Raw genomic sequence first — 16,803 nt, 5'->3', positions numbered from 1 at the left:
TGACACACCCCTTCCACTTCAAAAATATGAGGCGCTATTTCCTGACGGATATCCAAAGCAATCAATTAAACATCAATCCATTAGTCCCCACTCCCCTGACGGCGAACCATTATTACTACTTTCATCTCCAGCCAGTTTGATTCGTAATTTAAGATTATTGATCGAGTCTGCATTTTTCAAAGCCTCCTGCGCACTGATTGCACCTTCGGCAACCAACGAAAACAACGCTGCATCAAATGTCTGCATACCCAGTTCGGTGGATTTCTCCATGATCGGTTTGAGTTCATCGAACTGACCGCGTCGGATCAGATCAGCGATGGTTGGCGTGCCCAACAGCACCTCGACAGCAGCCCGTCGTTGGCCATCGACAGTGCGCACCAATCGTTGCGAGATAAATGCTTTCAGGTTATTGCCCAGCGTCTGCAATAACTGCGGTCGCCGCTCTTCCGGGAACATATTGATAATTCGATCCAGCGCCTGATTGGCGTTAGTGGCATGCAACGTCGATAGCACCAGATGTCCGGTATCGGCAAACGCCAATGCATGTTCCATGGTTTCGCGATCACGGATTTCACCGATCAGCACTACATCCGGCGCCTGGCGCAAAGTGTTCTTCAACGCCGCATGAAAACTGCGCGTATCGACCCCGACTTCACGTTGATTGATGATTGAACGCTGGTGCCGATGGATGTACTCGATCGGATCCTCGATGGTGATGATGTGCCCGGTGCTGTGGCGGTTGCGGTGGTCGATCAATGCCGCCAGCGAAGTCGACTTACCCGAATCGGTGGCGCCGACAAACAGGATCAACCCTTGCTTGAGCATGACGGTGTCGAGCAGTACCGGCGGCAGTTTCAGGTCAGCGAAGCGCGGGATGTCGAGTTTGACGTTGCGGATAACGATCGATACATCGTTGCGCTGTTTGAAGATGTTCACGCGAAAGCGGCCGATGCCCGTTCGCGAAATCGCCAGGTTCATTTCCAGATCCCGGTCGAACTCCCGTCGTTGCTCGGCGTCCATCAGGGAGGCGGCGATGGCGGCGGTTTCACCGATCTTGAAAGGCTGCTCGCTCAACGCCGTGAGCACGCCGTCGACCCGCGCACTGGGCGGTGCGCCCGTGGACAGGAACAGATCCGAACCGTTTTTATTGGACAAAACTGACAACAGTGCATCGATTTCCATGGCAAAAAACACCCGCGAAGCATTCAATGAACAGAAAATGGCCTGCGCCTGGCGCAGCTCAACTGCAACAATGATAGACGTCGCCTCACCGAACCACGCTCAGGACTGATGTAATGAATGCTGTACCGAACACCGACGACGCGCAGGCATTGATCGCCCGCACCGACTGGAGCCGTGGCCCGCTGGGTGCTGCCGGCAACTGGCCGCAGAGCCTGCGCACGGCGGTGGACATCGTGATTCACTCGCCCATGCCGATGCTGTTGTTGTGGGGCCCGCAGCTCACGCAGATCTACAACAACGGTTTCGCCCTGCTCGCCGGGCACAAGCATCCGCACGCTTTCGGACAACCTGCGCACCAGATCTGGCCCGAACTTCAAGAGTTTACCGACCCCATTTACAGAGCAGTCCTGCAAGGCCAGGTGCGCACCTACAGCGAAAGACGCTTCACCCTGCAACGTGACGGCAAAGAGTCCGACTTCTGGCTGGATCTGACTTACAGTCCGATCCGTGATGAAACCGCGCAAGTCGCCGGAATTCTGGTGACTGCCATCGAAACCAACGAACGCCGACGCATCGCTCTGGAACTGCAGCGACGCTCCGAAGAAAGCCTCAAGGCTCAACGCGAAACCGAGGAACGCCTGCAACTGGCCCTGGCCGCGACCGATGCCGTTGGCACCTGGGATTGGGATATCGGCGAAGATCGCTTTATCGCCGATGCGCATTTCGCCCAACTGCATGGCGTCGACCCCGCCCTGTCCGGTCAATTGCCGATCAGCGATTACTTGCAGGGCGTGCACCCCGAAGACCGCGCGATGATCGCGCGCAGCATCAAACACTGCATCACCCACGGCACCGAATACGCTGAGGAATACCGCTTGTTGCAGGCTGACGGCGAGGTCCGCTGGGTGTTCGCTCGCGGGCGCTGCTACAAGGATCATCATGGCCGGCCCATGCGCTTCCTCGGCGCGGCGCTGGACCTGACCGAGCGCAAACACACCGAACAGGCGTTACGCCAGAGCCAGACCGAACTGCAACTGATCATCAACGCCATGCCGATCCTGATCAGCTATGTCGACTGTGAAGAGCGCTTTCGCCTGAACAACGCGGCCTATCTGGACTGGTACGGACTCACGCCACAGGAGCTCTACGGCCGCACGATTCGTGAAGTCATCGGTGAAGAGGCCTATTTCCTGCGTCTGCCTTACATTGCCGAAGCCCTGGCCGGCAGACCGTGTTCGTTCAGCCTGTACACCCCGCACCGTGATGGCAGCAGTCGCCACGCGCTGATGAATTACCTTCCACGTTACGGTGCGGACGGCGCGGTGAATGGTTTCTACATCTTTGTGATCGACGAGACCGAGCGCAAGAAAACCGAAGAAGCCTTGCGCAATCTCAACGAAACCCTTGAAGAACGGGTCAGCGCTCGCACCGAACAACTGGCGCAGGCCAACCAGCGTTTGCAGAACGAGATGTTCGAACGCGAGCGTGCCGAAGATGCCTTGCGACATGCGCAGAAGATGGAGGCTGTCGGTCAGCTCACCGGCGGTATCGCCCACGACTTCAACAACATGCTCACCGGGATCATCGGCAGTCTCGATTTGATGCAGCGCTACATTGCCAACGGCCGGGCCGACGAAATTGGTCGATTTACCGAAGCGGCGGTGTCCTCGGCAAATCGTGCGGCAGCACTGACCCACAGGTTGCTGGCGTTTTCGCGGCGACAGTCGCTGGATCGCAAAACCCTGAACGTCAATGAGCTGGTGCATTCTCTGGAAGACCTGATCCGCCGGACCAAGGGCGATCCGATCGAACTCACACTGCATCTGGCCGAGAATGTATGGCCGGTCAGCACCGACGTCAGCCAACTGGAAAACGCCCTGCTCAACCTGGTCATCAATGCCCGGGATGCGATGCCTGATGGCGGCGAACTGGTGATTGAAACCGCCAACGTGTATCTCGATGGCAGTGACATCACCACGCTGGAACCGGTCAAGGCCGGCGATTACCTGATGCTGGCAGTCAGCGACAACGGCACCGGGATGACGCCCTCGGTGCGTTCCAAGGCTTTTGATCCATTCTTCACCACCAAGCCCATTGGCCAGGGCACCGGGCTGGGCCTGTCGATGATTTATGGTTTTGCCCAGCAGTCGGGCGGGCATGTCAGCCTCGACAGCTTGCCGGGCCAGGGCACCTGTGTGCGGTTGTACTTGCCGCGTCTGTACGGCATCGAGCCGGAACGGCCAGCGATCGTGCCGCTTGAGCAAGCGCCGACGACGGCGACCGGCGAAACCGTGGTGGTCGTCGAAGATGACCCGGCGGTGCGCATGCTGGTGCTCGATCTGCTCCGGGAGTTGGGTTATCAAGCCTACGAAGCCGAAGATGCGAAGACCGCCCTGCCTATGCTTGAGTCCGATCTGCGCGTGGATCTGCTGGTCACCGACGTCGGCCTGCCCGGCATGAATGGCCGGCAACTGGCGGAAATCGCCCGTCAGCATCGGCCGGGCCTCAAGGTGCTGTTCATGACCGGTTACGCGCAGAAAGCTGCCGAGCGCCAGGGTTTCCTCGAGGACGGCATGGACATGGTCGCCAAACCGTTTGCCATTGAGCTGCTGGCCAGCAAGATCCGCACGATGCTCAGCCAAACCCCGTGACTTGAGGCATAATCCGCGCCCCGCCGTCACCCCGTTATCAGGTACCGCACGATGAAAGCCCAAGCCCGCCACATTCTGGTGAAAACCGCCGAAGAGGCCGAACAGCTCAAACAACGCATCGCCAAGGGTGAAGCGTTCGATGTGCTGGCGAAGAAATTTTCCACCTGCCCGTCCGGCAAGCGCGGCGGCGATCTGGGTGAAGTGCGGCCGGGGCAGATGGTCGGCGCGATTGATGCGGTGATCTTCAAAAAGCCACTGCGGACCGTGCATGGGCCGATCAAGAGCAAGTTCGGGTATCACCTGGTGCAGGTGTTTTACCGCGATTGACGGGTTGGCTTCAGGGCCCTTTCGCGAGCAGGCTCGCTCCCACATTTGGAATGCATTCCCCTGTGGGAGATTCTATGGTTGAGGGGAAGCCCTCAACTGACTTTTGTCTGATATTCGCTTTGCCCTTTCAGCAAGGCGAATACCACCCGAGCAAGTTTGCGAGCCAGCATCACCAACGCCTGCGTGGTGCTGAAACCCCGTGCTCTTTGGGCTTCGTAAAACCCTTTCCAGGCTATCGTACGGCTAGCCGACATCGCTGCGTTGTGCAAAAGTCGGCGGGCCTCGGGGTCTCCGCGCTTGGTCAAGCTGCGGCGACCGTCCTTTTGCCCTGATTTCGATACCCGTAAATCCATGCCCAGGAAGGCGATAAACGCATCCGCGTTGCTAAATTCCCCCCGCTGAAACGCCGTGTGCAGGCGCGCTCCGGTCAGAAATCCAATGCCCTCAACTTTCAGGCAACGCTTCAATTGGCCGAGCAAACCGGCTTGTTTGAGCTGATCGTTGATCGTCTTTTCGATCATCGTTTCAAGCCGCTGCATGGATTTTATTTGTTCAGCAAAAGCTGCCTTCAACAGCGGCTCATTCGACCAGCTCTGCACCAGGCCGACCCTTGCCTGGACCAAAGCCGCGCGGCGGCGGAAAAGGCTCAGGAGCTGGCGGTACAGCGGTGATGGCGGGGTCCAGGGGCGCAACTCCTCGGCTTCGTTCTTCAGGTAACGGGCCAGCAGCTTGGCGTCCAAGGCGTCGGTTTTGGCGCGGATCTTCACTCCTTCGCGGTAATGTTTGAGTTCATAGCCGCCCACCATGTAAATCGTGCAACCGGCCGCATAGGCCAAGTCAGCGAATTCCAGGTGGTAGATGTTGGTTGCCTCAATGGCAATAGACACGGGGCCGAGCAAGGCCTTCAGCCACTGCTTGATGGATGTTTTGGTGTTGGGAATCGCTTCAAGCAGATCGCTATCGGCCTGATAAATCACCAGTTCATTTTTGGCGACATCCACGCCAACGATCGGATTTGATAGAGCGACTGGCATTGCCACAGGATTTCCTCCGGGATAAGGTTTGAGCACTTGAAGGGCTCACCCAGAGGCGCAGGCTTGTTCCTATCGTCGGTCTAGCCAGATGCATTCTTTATCGGCGCTTGGGTGAAAGGAGGAGGGGCGAAATCTCCCACGGTCTGTGCTGCGTCAACAGTCAGAATCGAGCCTTGTCCCTCCTCCTCCCTTCAAGTCCTACCATACAAGCGAGCCTGCTCGCGATCGATTGCGCAGCAAGCGGCCATTCAAGCCTGTTTCGGAATCAATGCCCCCGGCACCTGAATCACCTGGCTGGCCAGCAAGTGCCCGGCCTCGGCAGCCTCCGTCGGACTTGCGCCCAGCAATCGACTGGCCAGATACGCCGCACTGAACGAATCCCCCGCCGCCGTGGTGTCCACCACCTTCTCGACCTTCTGCGCCGGCACCTCAAAAGCCTCGCCATCACAACGAATCAGGCACGCCTCGGCGCCACGCTTGAGCACCACTTCCGGCGTGCCGAATTGCGCGTAAGCGGCAAACACCGCGTCGCCATCGGCGAAACCGAACAGCGCCTGCTCGTCATCCACTGTCAGCAACGCCAGATCAACGTAGGGCAATACGCTGCGATAGGCCGCGCGCGCGTCTTCTACCGAGGCCCACAGGCGTGGCCGATAGTTGTTGTCGAAGACAATCCGCGCATCACGCTGGCGCGCTTCGATCAGCGTCTGGATCAGTTTTTCCCGGCCCGATGCACCGAGGACGGCCAAGGTGATACCGCTGAAATACAACACATCGTAATCCGGCAGCGCCGCCAGAATCGGCTCGGCGGCCGGGGTGGTGAAACAGTCGCGAACCGCCGCTTCATTGCGCCAGTAGAGAAAACGTCGCTCGCCGCTGGCATCGGTCTGGATGCAATACAGGCCCGGCAAGCGACCCGGCAGACGCTGCACCAGATCCAGACCAATGCCTTCGCTGGTCCATATCCGGCACATGGCATCGCTGAAGCTGTCATCGCCCAGCGCGGTGACGTAATCGACCCGGGCCTTGTCGCCCATCGCGCGGGACAGATACACCGCGGTGTTCAGGGTGTCGCCACCGAAGCTTTGCTGCAGGCTGCCGTCGGCGCGTTGCTGCAGTTCGATCATGCATTCGCCAATCAGGGCGATACGCGGGGTGTTCGGGCCCAGAGGGCTGAGGGTGTTCATCTTGTGCTGTCTCTGTTGATCGATGGTGTCTGGACTGGCGCCTTCGCGAGCAGGCTCGCTCCCACAGGGGAATGCATTCCAAGTGTGGGAGCGAGCCTGCTCGCGAATGGCCGCGACTCGGTATCGAGTCTTAGAAACAAGTCTCCATGCTCTCGATCACCGACAACTCTTCATCCACCAACAACCCCACACGCCACTTGTCGAACGTCAGGCACGGATGCGACGTACCAAAAGAAATGATGTCACCCACGCGCAACTCAACGCCCGGCGCTACCGTCATGAACGCGTGCTGATCCATCACCGCCGTGACCTTGCACGCACCGACGTCATCGCCCAGCGCCGGCACCACACCCGCCTGGTAACGCAGCAACGGCACCGGCAAACCGGCATCGAACGCGACATCTCGTTTGCCCAGTGCGATCACCGCAAAACCCGGCTCCGGCAGCGACTGCACGTGGGCCCAGACTTCCAGCGCCGGACGCAAACCTTCGTGAAGATCACTGCGGCGGTCGAGCACGCAGCACTGCGCCTCTTTGTAGATGCCATGGTCGTGCGCCACGTAACTGCCCGGGCGCAACACGCTGAGGAAACGCCCCGCCGCGTTCTGCGTTTCGAACGATTCGGCAATCAGGTCGTACCATGCCGAACCCGAGGCGGTGATGATCGGTTTGGCGATGGCGAAAGCGCCGCTGTCCTGCAACTGCACCGCCAGACGCACCAGGGATGCAGCAAACTCACGAATCCCGCTGACCGCGTGATCGCCGTGAATCACCCCTTCGTAACCTTCAATGCCGGTCAGGACCAGCGCCGGTTGCGCGTTGATCGCCTTGGCCAGTTCAATGACTTCCTGCTCGCTACGGCAACCGCAACGTCCGCCAACCACGCCGTATTCGATCATCACGTTGAGCTTCACTCCACGCGAGGCGAAGTAGGCACCGAGATCGGTAACGTTGTCCGGGTGATCGACCATGCAATAGAAATCGAACGACGGATCGGCGAGCAGATCGGCGATCAATGCCATGTTCGGTGTGCCGACCAATTGGTTGGCCATCAGCACGCGGCGCACGCCATGGGCGTAAGCAGCCTGGGTCTGGGTCGCGCTGGCGAGGGTGATGCCCCACGCGCCGGCGTCGAGCTGACGCTTGAACAGTGCCGGGGTCATGCTGGTTTTGCCGTGGGGCGCGAGTTCCGCGCCGCTGTCGCTGACAAACTTCTGCATCCAGCGGATGTTGTGCTCCAGCGCTTCGCGGTGCAGCACCAGCGCCGGCAGGCTGACGTCACGCGTCAGGTGCGCACCGATGGCGGCGTCGCCCTTTTCCCCGGCAGTATTGATGGCAGTGGTCATGGTCGAACTCCTCACTTTCGCGGCCGCAGGCAGCCGCGGTTATTCGTTGATTCGCCGGGCGAGGCTGTTGGCGCTCTCGATCAGCACCCGGCGATAGTCGTTGTAATTGTTTTTCGCATCGGCCCGTGGGGCGACGATGCACAAGGTGCAAATGGCGACACCGCCGGGGTCTTTGACCGGGGCGGCGAAGCAATGGGTAAAGGTGTCGGCAACGCTGTCGAAGGAGAAAAATCCATCGATGCCGGCCTGACGGATTTCGGCGAGAAAACGCTCCAATGGCAAACGCTCGCCGTCGGGCAGGATGTAATCGTCCTCGTCGATGAGGTCGATGATCTGCTGATCGCTCAGGTGTGCGAGCAGCAGGCGCCCGGAAGCCGTCCACGGGATCGGCGCGTTTTCACCGATGTCGGAGGAAATACGGAAATGCCGCTCGCCCTCCTTCATCAACGCCACCGTGTATTTGCGCCCGTTGAGCAGGCACATCTGCGCGGTTTCACGGGTCTGGCTGACGATCTCCTGCAAGGCGTGATCGGCTTCGCGACTGAGGTCGAAATGACGCAAATGCGCCTGACCGAGGAAGTACAACTGCCGGCCGAGATAGACGTGACCGTCCTTGCCCACCGGCTCCAGAATCCGTCGTTCGAGTAACGAAGCGACCAGTTCGTAGACGCTGGATTTCGGGCTGCCGATGCCGTTGGCGATGTCGTTCGGGCGCAGCGGCTGGCCGATCTCCTTGAGGAAATCGAGGATATCGAACGCCCGGTCCAGACCGCGTGCCCGGCGTTTGATGGTGTCTTCGGTCATTTCAGTGGGTTCCCATTCAAAGTCGCCGGGAGTTTACCGCTAATGATCGTTCCCATGCTCCGCGTGGGAATGCAGCCGGGACGCTCTGCGTCCCTTGGAACGCGGAGCGTTCCGAGAGGCATTCCCACGCAGAGCGTGGGAACGATCCGCGTATTGGTCAGGGTTTCTTCTTGTACGCAATGCAGTCGATCTCGACCTTGCAATCAACCATCATGCTCGCCTGCACACAGGCGCGGGCCGGTGCGTGCTCAGGCTTGAAGTACTCGCCAAAAACCTTGTTGAAACTGCTGAAATCCCGCGGATCGTCCAGCCACACGCCAGCGCGCACCACGTCTTCGAGGCCATACCCGGCCTCTTCGAGAATCGCGATCAGGTTCTTCATGGTCTGGTGAGTCTGCTCGACGATGCCGCCGACAATGATCTCGCCATCCACGGCCGGCACCTGGCCGGAAACATGCAGCCAGCCATCCGCTTCAACAGCGCGAGCGAATGGACGGGGCTGGCCGCCAGCGGCGGTGCTGCCGGTGCCGTAACGCGTAATGCTCATGGGTACTTCTCCTGATTACAAATCGAAAGTTAAAACCGCGTGCTCTTGAGAAACTCGGCCAGACGCGGCGATTGCGGGCGCTCGAACAGCTCCTTGGGAGGCCCCTGATCTTCGATCCGCCCCTGATTCATGAAAACGATCTTGTCCGAAACCTCGAAGGCAAAACGCATTTCGTGGGTCACCAGCAACATGGTCATGCCGTCTTCGGCCAGACCCTTGATCACGTTAAGTACTTCGCCAACCAGTTCCGGGTCGAGGGCCGAAGTGACTTCATCAAACAGCATCAGGCTCGGGTTCATCGCAATCGCCCGAGCAATCGCCACGCGCTGTTGCTGACCGCCGGACAACTGGCCGGGAAAGTGATTGCGCCGCTCCAGCAAGCCGACGCGCTCCAGCCATTTTTCCGCGAGGACGACGGCTTCGTCCTTGTGCATTTTCTTCACCTTGAGCAAACCCAGGGTGACGTTCTGCAACGCGGTCAGGTGCGGGAACAGGTTGAATTGCTGGAACGCCATGCCGGTCATCGCGCGATGGCGGGCGATGACTTTTTCCGCATGCCGAACGCGCTTGCCGTTGACCTCGTCGTAACCGATGGATTCACCGTCGAGCAGGATCTGCCCGCCCTGGAATTCCTCGAGCATGTTCACGCAACGCAGCAGCGTGGTCTTGCCCGAACCGCTGGAGCCGATCAGCGTGACCACGTTGCCGCGCTGCATGCTCAGATCGACACCCTTGAGCACTTCGACCGCGCCGTACTGTTTGTGCAGGCCACGGATGTCCAGCAACGCCTGATTCTGTGGGGAAACTTGAGCTTGAGTCATGGCAAGGCCACCCGCTTTTCAATGTGCCGGCCGAGTAATTCGATGCCGTAGTTGATGACGAAGAACAGAAAACCGGCGAACAGGTAGAACTCCAGAGTCATGAAGTTCCGGGCGATGATCTGCTGGGTACTGAGGAGCAATTCGGCGACGCCGATCACCGACAGCAAGGTCGATGCCTTGACGATTTCAGTGGACGAGTTGACCCAGGTCGGCAGGATCTGCCGCAGCGCCTGAGGCAACAATACGTAGCCAAGGGATTGATAGAACGTCAGGCCGATGGCCTGGCTCGCTTCCATCTGCCCGCGCGGCAAGGCTTGCAGCGCACCACGGACAATCTCAGCCACATGAGAACCGCAAAACAAGGTCAGACCCAAGGCGCCGGCCTGGAACGCGCTGATCTGCCAGCCCAGCGCCGGTGCCATATAGAAGCAGGCCAGTACCAGCACAAATACCGGTGTGCCGCGAATCAGGTCGACGTAAAAACGAAACGGCGCGCGCATCCAGAATTTGCCGTAGGTCAGCACCAGACCGGTGACCACGCCGAGCACAGTGCCGAGCAGAATCGCCAGCGCCGACACTTGCACACTGGTCAAAAAGCCCTGCCACAGCGGCTCACGCGCAATCCACAATTCATGTAACCAACTGGGAGATTCGTACATCGCAGCCTCCTATCGGCGGATCGCCAGACGCTGCTCGAGGTAACGCAGCAGCATGGCAATGAGGTAACAGGCCGCGACATACAACGCCGTGGTCACCAGCCAGGTTTCGATCACCCGGTAGCTTTCGACGTTGATCTTGCGCGCGTAATAGGTCAGCTCCGGGACTGCAATTGCGGCGGCCAGCGAGGTGTCCTTGAACAGCGAGATGAAGTTGTTCGACAGCGCCGGCAAGACGTTGCGCAACATCACCGGCACGGTGACGTACGCCTTGACCTGCCACTCGCCGAGACCGATCGCCAGCCCGGCTTCGCGCTGACCTTTGGGAATACTCAGCAAACCACCACGGAACACTTCGGTCAGGTATGCCCCGGCATACAGCGACAGGGTGATGATGAACGACGGAATCTTGTCCAGCCGAATGCCGAGACTCGGCAAGGCAAAGTAGATCAACAGAATCAACACCAGAATCGGCGTGTTACGCACCACCGTGACGTACACCGAAGCCAGCACCCGCAAGGCGCGATGCCTGGAAAGCAAGGCAAACGCCATCAGCAGGCCGATCACGCAGCCGATGGCGATCGACACCAGCGCCAGTTCAAGACCCAGACCGAGCCCCGCCAGCAAAGTGTCGAAATCGCGCCACACGGCGGCAAAGTTCAACTGATAGTTCATGGTCAGCAGTACCTTGAGCGGGGCGACGTGAACCGCCCCGCTCTCACGGGATCATTTGAATTCGACAGGGAAACCGATCGCAGGCGACGGCAGGTCTACACCAAACCATTGCTTGAACGAGGCGGCGTAGGTCGGGAATTCAACGCCGGTCATGGCTTCATGCAATGCGGTGTTGACGAAGTTCAGCCAGTCCTGATCGCCGCGTTTAACCGCACACGCGTAGGTTTGCGGGCTCCACGCGTAGGTTGGGCTGCGATAGCGGCCAGGGTTCTGCACCATCAGGTATTTGACCGAAGACTGGTCGGTGGCGGCAGCATCGGCACGACCGGAGTTCACGGCTTGGTACATCAGGTCGACGCTGTCGTACTGATCGACCTTGGCTTTCGGCAGGGCCTGATGCACCAGCTCTTCCGCGTACACGTTCTGCAGCACCGCCACGGTGACGCTGTCACCAGCGGCTTGCAGGTCTTCGATTTCCTTGTACTTGCTGTTGTTCGGCAGCAGCAGGCCGACGCCTTCGCGGTAGTACGGCAGCGTGAACGCCACTTGCTGCGCGCGGCTGGCGGTAACGGTGATGAACTGGCAGCTCATGTCGACCTTGTCGGTGAGCAGATTGGGAATCCGCGCATCAGACGACTGCACGACGAACTCGACTTTGCTCGGGTCGTTGAACAGACCCTTGGCGACGATTCTGGCGATGTCGATATCAAAACCCTGCAACTTGCCGTCCGCGCCCTGAAAGTGCCACGGCGCATTGGTGCTGCCAGTGCCGACAATCAATTTGCCACGGGCCAGAACACTGTCGAGCTTGCTGTCGGCTGCCTGGGCCATACCCATGACAGCGGACGAAGCCGCAAGAACAAAAACACATGCTTTGAACAACGAAGGACGGCGATGCATGGCAAGCACTCCAGAATTGTGTTTATTCCGCTATACCGGAACACGGTTTGTTACTACGGAATAGACAGCAGAAAGTGTGCCATAGCTTTGGCAATAAAACCCAGGCCTTCGGAAACATTAATCGGTTCAACAAGTTAGCCCGCGGATCTGCGCGCGACTATTGCCAGTAGAAATTTCACCTTCGCTACTGAAGGCAACCGATTGGGAAGTAATGTCACATTTAAGGGCGTGTGCGCGACCGATTGATGCACAGATAAAGCATTGAATCGGACTTGGAAAATGGCTTGATCGCAAGTGACCGCTCATCGGATTTACCGCTCGACCTGTCAGAGTTGACAGTTGTTGACCGGTGAATTGATAGGCCTACTGGTCCGGACCGAACGGGTCAGGAACCGAACTTAAAATCTCAATAAGGACTTTTGAAATGGCCAATCTGATTAAAAATGGTGATTTTGCGAATCAAGGCGATCACTGGACAGCAACAACCCCGAGTAACGTCAGTTACGTAGTTGGTCACTGCATAATCGCGCCTCCTGACTCCATTAGTCAGGACGTTCTCCTGGGTAGCGAGGGCGGCGGTAAATTCATGATCTCGGCAAGAATGAAAACACTGCATGGCTATGCGGGCCGCATCACTGTGCAACCACATCCGACAGGCAACCCGGTTCAACTTGACGTCGGAGGTAACCAAGGCTGGACGATCAAGTTCCAAGAGTTCGACGCCCTCTCGCGACACTCAAGTTCACGGTGACGGTAGAGTGCAATGACGGTACGTTTGATGAACTTGGCTCTTATTTCGGCGATGTAACGCTATCCAGGCTGCTCTGAGCCAATACTCTTGAAAGCAAGCTTTCATCTCGTGACGGCTTGCTTTCTCCGTGAACGCATCACCACTGCATTCCGAAAAAGGGAGTTTCCAATGGACTCGACAACCCCTTTCGAAGCCTTGCCGGCCACCTACCGCAAAGCCCTGAAAACCTGGCGCCCAGTGATCCTGTATTTCGCCAACGAACACTGCCCCGCCTGCGAATGGGCCGGCCCGATTTTTCGCCAGACGGCCGAGCCGTACCGGCATCGCGCCAATATCTACATGCTCAATACCAGCGAAACTGCCCGTCATCCGCTGGTCACCGGTACGCCCACCGTACTGTTCTACAAGAACGGCAGGCTGGTGAAAAAACTCAAAGGCATCGGCACGGAAGAAACCCTCGCACGGGATTTTGCCGAGCACATCGGCAAGACCAAAGCGCCCACTGCGCCCCGAAAGCGAACGCATGATCTGTCTTGGCTGCGTCAGACACTTCGTACTCTGCGCACTGTTGCACGTGCGCGTCTGCGGAGTCAGTGCTGAACAGGCTGAAGGTTCCGACGCCGCGTTAACCAAAAAGTCTCAGAGAAGGATAGGACATGACGAATTTGATCAGCAATGGCGAGTTTTACGAAGGCGAAAAAGACTGGTCAGTGAGCCTTCCAGAGCACGTGAAATTTAACAAGGATGACTGCGAGATCACTTCACCCGGATACATCAGTCAGGACGTCATTTTCCAATCTGAAGCCGAAGAATATGCACTGTCCGCCAGAATGAAGACTGCATCCGCCTCCACGGCTCGCGTGATATTGACGCTACATCCTGCTGGCGACGAACTTGAGTTGGCGCTGACAGACGATCCCAACTGGCAAGTGCGAACCGACTGGATCCTCGCGCCAGCCGGCACGACCGGAGCCACGGTCAAACTCCAGACAGATGGAGCAATCGGCGTCGCCGCCGCGCAACTTGGCAGTCTGACGCTAATGAGTCTGGAGACTAGAGAAGCGAAAAACACTCTTGAGCGAATCGTGGTGTGGTGGAGATCCCTGTTCGGTGCCAGGGGATAAATCCAGCGTGTCAGGCAACGGACGTCCTTTGGAAATCTATTTCAGCGCTTGGCAGCCTCTGTATAGATTTCGCCTCGCGCTCGCTTGCCAACGGCTATCACCGCGACCACCAATACTTCATCCTTGACCCGATACACCATCCGATATCCGGCGCTCCGCAGCTTAATTTTGTATGCATTACCGAGGCCTTTGAGTCGATCCGCCGGTACATGTGGATTAAGCAGCCGCTCCGCTAGTTTTTTCTTGAACTGATCTCGTAGACCTGCGCCCAGCTTCTCCCACTCTTTCCAGGCCTTTTCAGAAAATTCCAGCTCATAGGTCATCTATTGAGACCTTGATGGTGGGGTCGTTTTCTCGCTCCTTGCAAAGCGCGATCAACTCCAGATCATCAAGGCGCGTCATCATTGCCTCGTATTCTTTGGCAGGTACGCAATAAAACGCTGGTTCATTTCGGTTGAGAATCGCTACAGAGCGTCCACCTCCAGCAGCTACAGTGCCCATCGGATTTTTTTTCAATTCGGAAATACTCGCTACTACGTGAGAAAGAACGATGTGTGCCATTAAGGTGCTTCCTGAAGTACTTTTAACAGCACCTAAAATAGCACCCTCGAAGCTCTTAACTTCGATCCATTTGACGATACCACGTGATTTCCAACGACGTTTCTGTGTTGTCCGTCAGATATTTCTCGCACTTGGGTGGGAACAGGAAGGATCGCTACACTTTTCATCAGTAAATACTGCGGTGCCTGAACCCAAGCATTCACGAGCAGGCTCGCTCCCACATTTGCAACGCGTTCCAGTGTGGGAGCGAGCCTGCTCGCGAAGAGGCCGGCACAGTGAGTAGAGAACTCCAGGATTACGCTGGCGCGCGCTCCAATAGCACCCGCGTCACCCGCCGCTCTTCCACGGCTTTGACCGTCATGTGCCAGCCTTCAAGCTCCAGACGATCACCGATCACCGGCAATCGATCCAGAAGGCTCATCACCAACCCGGCCATGGTCTGATAGTCCTCGGTCGGCTTGGCGCCAAACCCGGTGCGTTGGCGCACCCGCGCCAGGTTGAGCGCACCGCTGACCATAAACCCGCCCTGCTCCTCGACGACATCCGGGCCTTCGATTTCGCTGGCATCCGGCAACTCACCGGCAATCGATTCGAGAATGTCGGTCATGGTCAACACGCCGACAAAATCACCGAACTCATTAACCACGAAAGCAATGTGCGTCGACGCAGCGCGCATCTGCTCCAGTGCGTTGAGGATCGAATAACTGTCGAGCAGGTTGATGGTCTTGCGCGCCAGATGTTCCAGATTCGGCTCGGTACCGGCCAGGTACTCCTTGAGCAGTTCCTTCTTGTGCACGAAGCCCAACGGCTCATCCACCGCACCGTTGCGAATCAACGGCAGACGCGAGTAGGACGAGTGCATCAAGCGGGTACGAATCGCCTCGCGGTCATCGGCCAGATCAATCGTGTCGACATCGGCGCGCACGGTCATCAGCCCGCGAATCGGCCGCTCGGCCAGTTGCAGCACGCCGCTGATCATCACCCGCTCGCGACGGTCGAACAGTTCGGCACTTGGCGCGTCACCGTCATCGAGCAGGTCGGAGATTTCCTCGCCGACGTCTTCCGCCGCCAGTTTGCGCCCGCCCAGCAAGCGCATGACCGCGTGAGCAGTACGTTCGCGTATCGGTCGCAGGCCTTGCATCGAACGTTTGCGGCGAGCCCGGGCAATCTGGTTGAACACCTCGATCAGAATCGAGAAGCCGATGGCGGCATACAGATAGCCTTTCGGAATGTGGAAGCCCAGACCTTCGGCCGTCAGGGCAAAACCGATCATCATCAGGAAGCCCAGACACAGCATGATTACCGTCGGGTGCGCGTTGACGAAGCGCGTCAACGGCTTGCTGGCAACGATCATCAAGCCAATCGAGATGATCACCGCAATCATCATCACCGCCAGTTCATCGACCATGCCCACGGCGGTAATCACCGCATCCAGCGAGAACACCGCGTCGAGTACCACGATCTGCGCAACGATCGGCCAGAACATCGCATAAGCGCTGTTGGTCGTGCGTTCGCCGACATGACCTTCAAGACGTTCGTGCAATTCCATGGTCGCCTTGAACAGCAGGAACACACCACCGAACAGCATGATCAGGTCACGGCCGGAGAAGCTCTTGTCGAATACCTCGAACAACGGCTGCGTGAGGGTCACCAGCCAGGAAATACTCGCCAACAGGCCCAAGCGCATGATCAGCGCCAGCGACAGGCCGATAATCCGCGCACGGTCGCGCTGATGCGGCGGCAGTTTGTCCGCCAGGATTGCGATGAACACCAGGTTGTCGATACCCAGCACCAGTTCCAGCACGATCAATGTCAACAAGCCTAACCAGGCTGTGGGATCCGCTAACCATTCCATAAAACGTCTCGATCTCTCTCAGTGAATTCAGGCCGCCGGACACGGCAAAGCGCAACGCGAAAGCTCTGGAGCCGCGTTAGCAACGATAGTCGGATGTCGGAAAACTGAATGTTGCGAGTGCATCAAGACCGCGCCATGGCGCGAGGGGAAGCGGTAACTGGGAGGCTCCGAGAGGGTGTTCATGTAGATCCTGAATGAAAAATGGCCTTGGAGCGTACAGGCTTTGGGAACATTTCCTACAGCGGCAAATCATTTCAAAATCTGTACGCCGTCAGCTTTGCTTCCTCCTAACGGGTTAAGGGAGGACAGCACCTGCGCTGAGTGCCGCGGGCCACAAACCTTGTCCCGAAGTGTCGGCACTCTGGGCGCAGATCCGCGACCGG

The 16,803-nt window shown here is 58.2% G+C and carries 18 protein-coding genes; 5 read left to right on the top strand and 13 right to left on the bottom strand.

Features of this window, described 5'->3' with window-relative positions; all coding sequences use genetic code 11:
- Positions 1-72: 72 nt before the first annotated feature.
- A complete protein-coding gene (locus CCX46_RS13320) occupies positions 73-1,182 on the bottom strand; it encodes a PilT/PilU family type 4a pilus ATPase (protein ID WP_127927131.1) in 1,110 nt (369 codons plus the stop codon).
- Between the two features lie 113 nt (positions 1,183-1,295).
- On the opposite strand from CCX46_RS13320, the gene CCX46_RS13315 reads away from it, so the two are divergent.
- Positions 1,296-3,833, top strand: coding sequence for a PAS domain-containing hybrid sensor histidine kinase/response regulator (locus CCX46_RS13315; RefSeq protein WP_127927129.1), 2,538 nt, complete (start codon positions 1,296-1,298; stop codon positions 3,831-3,833).
- A 51-nt stretch (positions 3,834-3,884) separates the two neighbouring features.
- Positions 3,885-4,160 (top strand): peptidylprolyl isomerase, encoded by a 276-nt coding sequence (locus CCX46_RS13310; RefSeq protein ID WP_007912322.1) that lies wholly within the window; start codon positions 3,885-3,887, stop codon positions 4,158-4,160.
- Between the two features lie 92 nt (positions 4,161-4,252).
- Here the strand turns inward: CCX46_RS13310 and CCX46_RS13305 are convergent, their stop codons facing one another.
- From CCX46_RS13305 to CCX46_RS13260, 9 genes are all read right to left on the bottom strand, one after another.
- Positions 4,253-5,194 carry an IS110 family transposase gene (locus CCX46_RS13305; protein WP_127930385.1) on the bottom strand — a complete coding sequence of 314 codons (942 nt, stop codon included), beginning with the start codon at positions 5,192-5,194 and terminating at the stop codon, positions 4,253-4,255.
- Positions 5,195-5,442: 248 nt separating this feature from the next.
- Positions 5,443-6,381 (bottom strand): sugar kinase, encoded by a 939-nt coding sequence (locus CCX46_RS13300; protein ID WP_127927127.1) that lies wholly within the window; start codon positions 6,379-6,381, stop codon positions 5,443-5,445.
- A gap of 130 nt (positions 6,382-6,511) precedes the next feature.
- Positions 6,512-7,726 carry an amino acid deaminase gene (locus CCX46_RS13290; protein ID WP_127927123.1) on the bottom strand — a complete coding sequence of 405 codons (1,215 nt, stop codon included), beginning with the start codon at positions 7,724-7,726 and terminating at the stop codon, positions 6,512-6,514.
- 39 nt (positions 7,727-7,765) lie between these two features.
- Entirely contained in the window at positions 7,766-8,530 is a 765-nt protein-coding gene (locus CCX46_RS13285; RefSeq protein ID WP_127927121.1) for an IclR family transcriptional regulator, read from the bottom strand.
- Positions 8,531-8,687: 157 nt separating this feature from the next.
- Positions 8,688-9,077 carry a RidA family protein gene (locus CCX46_RS13280; protein ID WP_003225452.1) on the bottom strand — a complete coding sequence of 130 codons (390 nt, stop codon included), beginning with the start codon at positions 9,075-9,077 and terminating at the stop codon, positions 8,688-8,690.
- A gap of 29 nt (positions 9,078-9,106) precedes the next feature.
- Entirely contained in the window at positions 9,107-9,898 is a 792-nt protein-coding gene (locus tag CCX46_RS13275; RefSeq protein WP_127927119.1) for an amino acid ABC transporter ATP-binding protein, read from the bottom strand.
- A complete protein-coding gene (locus tag CCX46_RS13270; RefSeq protein WP_127927117.1) occupies positions 9,895-10,557 on the bottom strand; it encodes an amino acid ABC transporter permease in 663 nt (220 codons plus the stop codon). Before CCX46_RS13270 ends, CCX46_RS13275 begins: the two co-directional genes overlap by 4 nt.
- A 9-nt stretch (positions 10,558-10,566) precedes the next feature.
- On the bottom strand, positions 10,567-11,229 hold the full coding sequence (locus CCX46_RS13265) for an amino acid ABC transporter permease (protein ID WP_038368362.1): 663 nt from the start codon (positions 11,227-11,229) through the stop codon (positions 10,567-10,569).
- Positions 11,230-11,280: 51 nt separating this feature from the next.
- Positions 11,281-12,129, bottom strand: coding sequence for a transporter substrate-binding domain-containing protein (locus CCX46_RS13260; protein WP_064117896.1), 849 nt, complete (start codon positions 12,127-12,129; stop codon positions 11,281-11,283).
- 424 nt (positions 12,130-12,553) lie between these two features.
- Here CCX46_RS13260 and CCX46_RS13255 point away from each other — a divergent pair, with 424 nt between their 5' ends.
- From CCX46_RS13255 to CCX46_RS13245, 3 genes are all read left to right on the top strand, one after another.
- Complete coding sequence (locus CCX46_RS13255) at positions 12,554-12,880, top strand: hypothetical protein (RefSeq protein ID WP_127927115.1); 327 nt, start codon at positions 12,554-12,556, stop codon at positions 12,878-12,880.
- Between the two features lie 168 nt (positions 12,881-13,048).
- Entirely contained in the window at positions 13,049-13,480 is a 432-nt protein-coding gene (locus tag CCX46_RS13250; RefSeq protein WP_127927113.1) for a thioredoxin family protein, read from the top strand.
- Between the two features lie 56 nt (positions 13,481-13,536).
- Positions 13,537-14,004: a hypothetical protein gene (locus CCX46_RS13245; RefSeq protein ID WP_127927111.1), complete on the top strand. Its 468-nt coding sequence runs from the start codon at positions 13,537-13,539 to the stop codon at positions 14,002-14,004.
- Positions 14,005-14,045: 41 nt separating this feature from the next.
- Here the strand turns inward: CCX46_RS13245 and CCX46_RS13240 are convergent, their stop codons facing one another.
- The 3 genes from CCX46_RS13240 to CCX46_RS13230 all read right to left on the bottom strand — a co-directional run bounded on the left by CCX46_RS13240 (position 14,046) and on the right by CCX46_RS13230 (position 16,420).
- Positions 14,046-14,327: a type II toxin-antitoxin system RelE family toxin gene (locus CCX46_RS13240; protein ID WP_127927109.1), complete on the bottom strand. Its 282-nt coding sequence runs from the start codon at positions 14,325-14,327 to the stop codon at positions 14,046-14,048.
- Positions 14,317-14,565 (bottom strand): type II toxin-antitoxin system Phd/YefM family antitoxin, encoded by a 249-nt coding sequence (locus tag CCX46_RS13235; protein ID WP_038368375.1) that lies wholly within the window; start codon positions 14,563-14,565, stop codon positions 14,317-14,319. Before CCX46_RS13235 ends, CCX46_RS13240 begins: the two co-directional genes overlap by 11 nt.
- A gap of 295 nt (positions 14,566-14,860) precedes the next feature.
- The gene (locus CCX46_RS13230) at positions 14,861-16,420 is read right to left on the bottom strand and encodes a TerC family protein (RefSeq protein WP_127927107.1); all 1,560 of its coding nucleotides are present in this window, start codon (positions 16,418-16,420) and stop codon (positions 14,861-14,863) included.
- Positions 16,421-16,803: the final 383 nt, after the last annotated feature.

Source organism: Pseudomonas sp. RU47, from assembly GCF_004011755.1.
GTDB lineage: Bacteria > Pseudomonadota > Gammaproteobacteria > Pseudomonadales > Pseudomonadaceae > Aquipseudomonas.
The sequence above is the reverse complement of the archived record's forward strand: the minus strand, read 5'-3'. Positions and strand labels throughout refer to the sequence as shown.